The organism is Ileibacterium valens (assembly GCF_001945525.1).
Lineage (GTDB): Bacteria > Bacillota_I > Bacilli_A > Erysipelotrichales > Erysipelotrichaceae > Ileibacterium > Ileibacterium valens.
In genome coordinates this window covers 1-5,911 of record NZ_MPJW01000114.1, presented here as the reverse complement: position 1 = coordinate 5,911, position 5,911 = coordinate 1, and the positions used below count along the sequence as shown (strand labels likewise).

The following is a 5,911-nucleotide window of genomic DNA, read 5'->3' as shown; positions in this document are numbered from 1 at the left end:
CGGGAGAACATGTCTTCAGATGCAGGACATGAGATTATGGTCAGCCGGAGCATTCAGGCGGAAGGAACCTTCGGAGATCTTAAAGAAAACTACAGATACAGCCGATTGAGACGCCGGGGACTGGAAAACGTAAAATTTGAGGTGCTTATTGTGGCCATGGGACACAATATCAGAAAATTAAACAACAGAAATCGGATGAGTTGCCCAGAACTCGAACGTTATGGAAAATTAAAGGAGCAGAAAAGCGAAATCTGAAAAAGATTATAAACAGTCTTTTTGAGTTTTGGCTCTTTTCAGTGCGTTCAAAAATTGACTTGAGCGGAAAAACACATCATAAAACAGGATTGAATCAGATAAAAAGCATAGAAAAAGGGGCTGTAAATCTCGCTGATGAAAAATCAGTCGAAATTTAACAGCCCCTTATAATTACGTTCCAATTGTTTTTCTGTTCAATCTCAATCAAAAAGCGTGAATCGTTTCTACTCCCTGCTTATCGTAAATCAAAGCAGTCACTGGTAATCCGGTGAATAAAGATGTTGCGTAAATGCCAGGAATATCAGAAAGCTCATTATTGAGCGAAGCCAGATCTTTATTCCAGCGAATTTTTGCCGAAAGAATGTAATTGGCATTTGAACTCAGAGCTGGGATACGGCCTTCAGCTGAATCTTCTGCCACGATGGCTCCCATTTCCTTTAATCGTCCATTGACATACCCCAGGGCTTCTTTTTCCACTTCGACCTGGAACGGGATTGCTTCTTCTTCAATGACTCCAAAGTTGTCTCTTGAAACCATAAAGATCATTTGTTTTGCCATGCTGGCTAAAATCTTATTCTGTACGACTGGTTCTGAGTTTTTCATACCGCCAGAAAGATCCTTCACTAAATAATCCAGGGTATCAAAAGTATAATCCAGTGATGCATTCATCCAGGATGGGACAATGGTCAGTCCCCTCTTTTTTGCAAGAAGAGCAGTATGCATATTGTTGGTGACAATTTTTAAATTTGAGTAGTTTTCCATTGAAATAAACTCGATTAGATATTCAACCGCTTTTCCGCTTCCCAGGCCAATTGTCATATCATCTCGAATGTAAGCTAATGCAGCTTGTGCAGCATGTCTTTCCATACTAATTCTGTCCGCAGTTTTAACATGAATTCCAACGGCCGATTTGATTTTGATGCAGCAGACTCAATGAAGAAAACGACTCAATAGTTCGCGAACATTTGCCTGTTGACAAAAAGAAATCTATGAATCTGAAAATCGAAACTTCGCGGACTCTCCTTTTCTAGATCTTCTTAACTTTCTGATTTTAAGACTGGTTTCGTCTTCAACCGATTCTTTTGGCCGTGTCTGTTTGATTTCATTATATCGTCAGGTTGGTTTTCGCTGGTTTGGAGCGCTCAGAGCATTTGATTGCATGAAAAAGTGACTCCGAACAACTGTCCTTAAATCCAGAAAAATCTGAGAAAAGTTAGACAAAAACAAAAATACTAAGACCTTCGATGATCAAATTCGATCTTTGAAAGTCTTAGTACGAAATGGTTATCTATCGTTTGTTAATAAGTTTTGGCTATCATTTTTCTGATCTTGGTTAGAACCGCTTTGAGCTCAGGTGGCTGAAACAATGAAAGCTCGTATCTTTTAACAAGTCAGATCCCGCAGATAAATATTATTGATGCGGTCTGGTCCCACGCTGACCATGGAAACAGGAACGCCGGTGAATTCTTCGATAAATTGGATATAGTTTTTTGCGTTTTCTGGAAGCTCATCATAAGTGCTCATTTTCGAAATGTCTTCACTCCAGCCTGGAAGTTCTGTATAAACTGGTTTTGCTTTAGCCACATCCGCCTGATCGCTTGGAATATAATCGTAAACTTCACCATCAATTTCATAACCGGTGCACACTTTTAATGTATCCAATCCGGTTAATACATCTAATTTTGTTAAAACAATATCCGTTAGACCGTTAATCAGATCCGCATGTTTTACTACAAGCAGATCAAGCCATCCGCAGCGGCGGGGTCTGCCAGTTGTTGCCCCAAATTCGAAGCCATTGGTGCGCAGATATTTTCCTGTTTCATCTTCAAGCTCTGTTACAAATGGTCCTTCCCCAACCCGGGTCGAATACGCTTTTACAACGCCAATCACCTTCTGAATTTTGCCCGGAGCAATTCCCGCACCTGTTGTCACGCCAGCAGCAGTTGGTGAAGATGAAGTAACATAGGGATAAGTTCCATAGTTGATATCAAGCATAGCCGCCTGGGCGCCTTCGAAAAGAATGTTCTTATTTTCTTTTCTGGCATTTTCAACCATGTGAGTCGTTTCCTTGATCATCGGTTTGATCTGGTCATAAATTTTACGAAAATCCTCCACCATCGAATCAACATCCATCGCTTTTCCATCATAGACATTGGTAAACATCTTATTTTTAAGTTCCATGTTTTCGCGCAGGCGTTTTTCAAAATGCTCGAAGTCTCTGAATTCGTGATAGCGAATTCCGCGTCTTGCATATTTATCTTCGTAACATGGACCAATTCCGCGCTTGGTGGTTCCAATTTTGTTAGCTTTGGATTTTTCTTCAAGTTCATCCTGATAGCAATGGTATGGCATCAGAATCTGAGCACGATCTGAAATCACTATATGATCGGTACTTAATCCGCTTTTTTTCAGCTGATCCATTTCCTTAATTAAAACGAATGGATTGCACGCAACCCCTGGTCCGATAATGCATAATGAATCTTCATGAAGAACGCCCGATGGAAGCAGATGAAGTACATGTTTTTCTCCATTAACCACAACCGTATGACCGGCATTATCGCCGCCCTGAAAACGGACAACCATGTCCGCATTTTCTGCAAGGACGTCTACAATTTTCCCTTTTCCTTCGTCACCCCACTGGGTTCCAACAACTACCTGAACAGTCATGTTTATGCTTCCTGCCCGCAAATTTTGAATACTGAATTGAATTCAGAATCTTCCTTCTGTTTTATCTTATTCAACCGAAGGATTGATCTGTTACTGATTACAGGGTGATCAATCTTTGCGAGCTTATCCTTTCCGTGGTTCTGTTTCTTCTGAGCTTCAAAAGCCGATCCGGCTGATGAAAACAAACGATCAATTTTCCATATTGAACTGGCCATTCCCTGTAAAAAGTAGGTGAATTAATGACGATTAGAAAACTCAATCTGGCTTTGAATGATTCTAAAGATCGATTCATTAAAGATTAAGATTGTTATCCATCATACTTTTTATCAGCCAGAACTTGTCTGATCATTAATTCGAAAAGCTTTACTCTTAAATTTTCTTCTTTTCTTCTATAACTCTTTTTTCGTCAGACCTGGTTTGGGCCAGACGAAATCATAGTCGAAACATAATGAGTATACAAGTTTTTGTAAACAAGACCTATCGTTTCAGAAATTTTCAGCACTTTGTTTACAAAAGCCAACAGACAAAGCCGCCAATCGGCTGATCAGCGGCTTTACCCAAGCTTCGGTCATAATGACCTTTGAAAATTAAGGAGGTTTGATGGTATTATCGAGTACTCAGCAAAGCCATTATGCTTTTGCCTGAGCTGCTTTCATCATTTTATAAGCGGTTTTCAGAACTTTTTTTCCGTCCATTGAACCATAGTCTTTCATATCAATGACAGCGGCAGGAATATTTCCTGCGAGTTCTTTTACCTTGTTTAATTCATAGCCAATCTGTGGTCCTAACAGAATCACATCGGCTTCGTGAAGATCTTTTTTTGCAGCAGTTAGAGATTTGGCTTCAATAGCACAATCAACGCCTAATGTTTTGGCAGCATCCTGCATATTTTTTACCAGGATGGATGTAGACATGCCTGCATTGCAGACCAGAAGAATATTTTTCGTCATTATTATTTCCTCGTTTTCTATTGCGAATCGGCTCATTGATCACAATCGAATTCCTGAGTTTTTAAAACTCATACAAATTATCTCTTGTCTTTTTTGATGGCAGTTTTTTGCTTGTGGTTGGTTCTTAATTCTTTGTTTGTCGATGATTCTTCGATTTTTAATACAGACTAATCCAGATTGAATACGTCATCGTCATCATCGTCGTCGTCTTCAACAGCCTGTTTGGCAAGAACGGCATCGTTGATCTTAACGAATGGCATATAAATCAGAATTCCAAGAACTAAAACGATTAACTGTACGATAACAGCTCTCCAGTCCATACCAGTTGCCAAGAATCCGGAAAGGAGAACTGGCGTAGTCCATGGAACCAGAGATACACATGGATTCATCAGACCCATTGTAGTAGCCAGATAAGAAATTACGATTCCCATCACTGGTACAACAAGGAATGGGATAGCCATGGAAATATTGTAAACAATTGGATAACCAAACAGTACAGGTTCATTGATATTGAACAGACCAGGTGCAATTGAAAGTTTAGCGACATTGCGGGTAGCTGCATTGCGGCCGACAATGAAGGTAGCAATCAGAAGGCACAGTGTACTTCCAGAACCTCCAAGCAATCCAAAAGATGTGACCTGAGAAACATTAATGATGTTTGGAATCGTCTGTCCAGCAGCATAGGCTGCAATGTTTTCGTTAATGTTGATGATTAACAGTGGTTCAAGAATCGAAGAGTAAATTACTGACTGGTGAATACCAAACAGCCATAACAGGTTTCCAAGAGTATACAGAATAATAACACCCCAGATTGAAGTCCCTACGTGTCTTAATGGTTCCTGAATGAATGTCGTGATCAGAGTGATCAGGTCTGTTCCGAAGGCAACCGCAAAGATTGTGCTGACTAATGCAGCAATCCCTAAAGTGATCATAACTGGAATCAGAACATTGAAGGATTTGCTTACTGCAGGCGGAACCTGTCCACCTAGGTTAATTTTTAAAGCTTTCACACTGCTGAGTCTGATATACAGCTCAGTAAAGATGAGACCAACGATGATTCCGGCAAACATGGCGCCAGTTCCAAGGTTGGAGAATGGCAGAATGTCGCTGAACTGATCGGTTACTTCATTGACAGATGTCAGTTCAACAGTAGCAGGCATCATGATGACTAATGAAGCCATAGCGACAACAGCGCTTGAGAGCGGGTTGTCATATTCACGGTTGATTGCCAGGCAATAACCGATGACTGCTGCGATCAGCAGACCGGAAATATTCAATGTTCCATTGATCAGCAGGTTGCCCCAGTACTGGACATTGGCAAGCATATCTCCTGAAAAGATCCAGGTAAATACAGTGTTATTAAGTAAAACAGCGATACCGGCAAGGATATAGAGCGGCATGATGGTCGCAAAGGCATCTCGTAAAGTTTTCAGGTACATCTGATTTCCGAGCTTTGCGGCAAAATCGGCAAACTTCTGAATGAAGGCCGAATCGTTTGTGCTTTGCATTTTCTTTCTCTCCTGTTATTGGTTTTGATTTTTATTTAATTCTTTAACTGTAGTTCCCAAAAATTTTCTACCTAGACCCTAAATTGAGTTCATCAGGGACTTTAATCTTGAATAACTTATATCCCTGATTTGCTTTCGAATCAGCCTCATGAATAATAATTTTGTCTTCGAATACTGAACAACGTTGATATCCCAGGTTTTGAAACAGACTGATTGGATTCAATTTCTTGGTTCTTTTATTCTCATGATTCAATAGTTCCAACTGGATTCTTTTGACAATCATTGAAGCGATAAAAGTAATCAGAAGATGACCTCTCAGACGGTCTTCAGATTGAATACGTACTGGCAATAATCCTGTATAGTTTTTCCCGATATCAAAAGTCTGTTCAACCTGCTGTCTTGTGTAATAAACAGGCAAGATCTCTTCGATGGCTAACTCATTTGAAGAAGCAAGGATGAAAAATCCTTCGGATTCAAGTTTTTCAAACAACTCAGTTGAGGTTCCTGAATCTGGATCCAGATGATTGAGCA

Annotated in this window: 6 protein-coding genes; 1 reads left to right on the top strand and 5 read right to left on the bottom strand. The window is 40.1% G+C overall.

All coding sequences use genetic code 11. The features are described 5' to 3' along the window. Positions 1-255 (top strand): transposase (locus BO222_RS05510; protein WP_075817320.1); only part of this gene is annotated, 255 nt, incomplete at its 5' end. A gap of 204 nt (positions 256-459) precedes the next feature. Here the strand turns inward: BO222_RS05510 and BO222_RS05505 are convergent. From BO222_RS05505 to BO222_RS05480, 5 genes are all read right to left on the bottom strand, one after another. Then, complete coding sequence (locus BO222_RS05505) at positions 460-1,122, bottom strand: ribose-5-phosphate isomerase A (protein ID WP_075819107.1); 663 nt, start codon at positions 1,120-1,122, stop codon at positions 460-462. A 516-nt stretch (positions 1,123-1,638) separates the two neighbouring features. Continuing rightward, positions 1,639-2,922, bottom strand: coding sequence for an adenylosuccinate synthase (locus tag BO222_RS05500; RefSeq protein ID WP_075819105.1), 1,284 nt, complete (start codon positions 2,920-2,922; stop codon positions 1,639-1,641). Between the two features lie 629 nt (positions 2,923-3,551). After that, positions 3,552-3,872 (bottom strand): PTS sugar transporter subunit IIB, encoded by a 321-nt coding sequence (locus BO222_RS05490; RefSeq protein ID WP_075819101.1) that lies wholly within the window; start codon positions 3,870-3,872, stop codon positions 3,552-3,554. A 167-nt stretch (positions 3,873-4,039) separates the two neighbouring features. After that, positions 4,040-5,380 (bottom strand): PTS sugar transporter subunit IIC, encoded by a 1,341-nt coding sequence (locus BO222_RS05485; protein ID WP_075819099.1) that lies wholly within the window; start codon positions 5,378-5,380, stop codon positions 4,040-4,042. Positions 5,381-5,447: 67 nt separating this feature from the next. Next, a partial coding sequence (locus BO222_RS05480; protein ID WP_143356867.1) for a transposase occupies positions 5,448-5,911 on the bottom strand: 464 nt, incomplete at its 5' end.

Coding starts and splice junctions, on each gene's coding strand:
- BO222_RS05490 (WP_075819101.1), bottom strand. CDS start 3,872: ATGACGAAAAATATTCTTCTGGTCTGCAATGCAGGCATGTCTACATCC.
- BO222_RS05500 (WP_075819105.1), bottom strand. CDS start 2,922: ATGACTGTTCAGGTAGTTGTTGGAACCCAGTGGGGTGACGAAGGAAAA.
- BO222_RS05485 (WP_075819099.1), bottom strand. CDS start 5,380: ATGCAAAGCACAAACGATTCGGCCTTCATTCAGAAGTTTGCCGATTTT.
- BO222_RS05505 (WP_075819107.1), bottom strand. CDS start 1,122: ATGGAAAGACATGCTGCACAAGCTGCATTAGCTTACATTCGAGATGAT.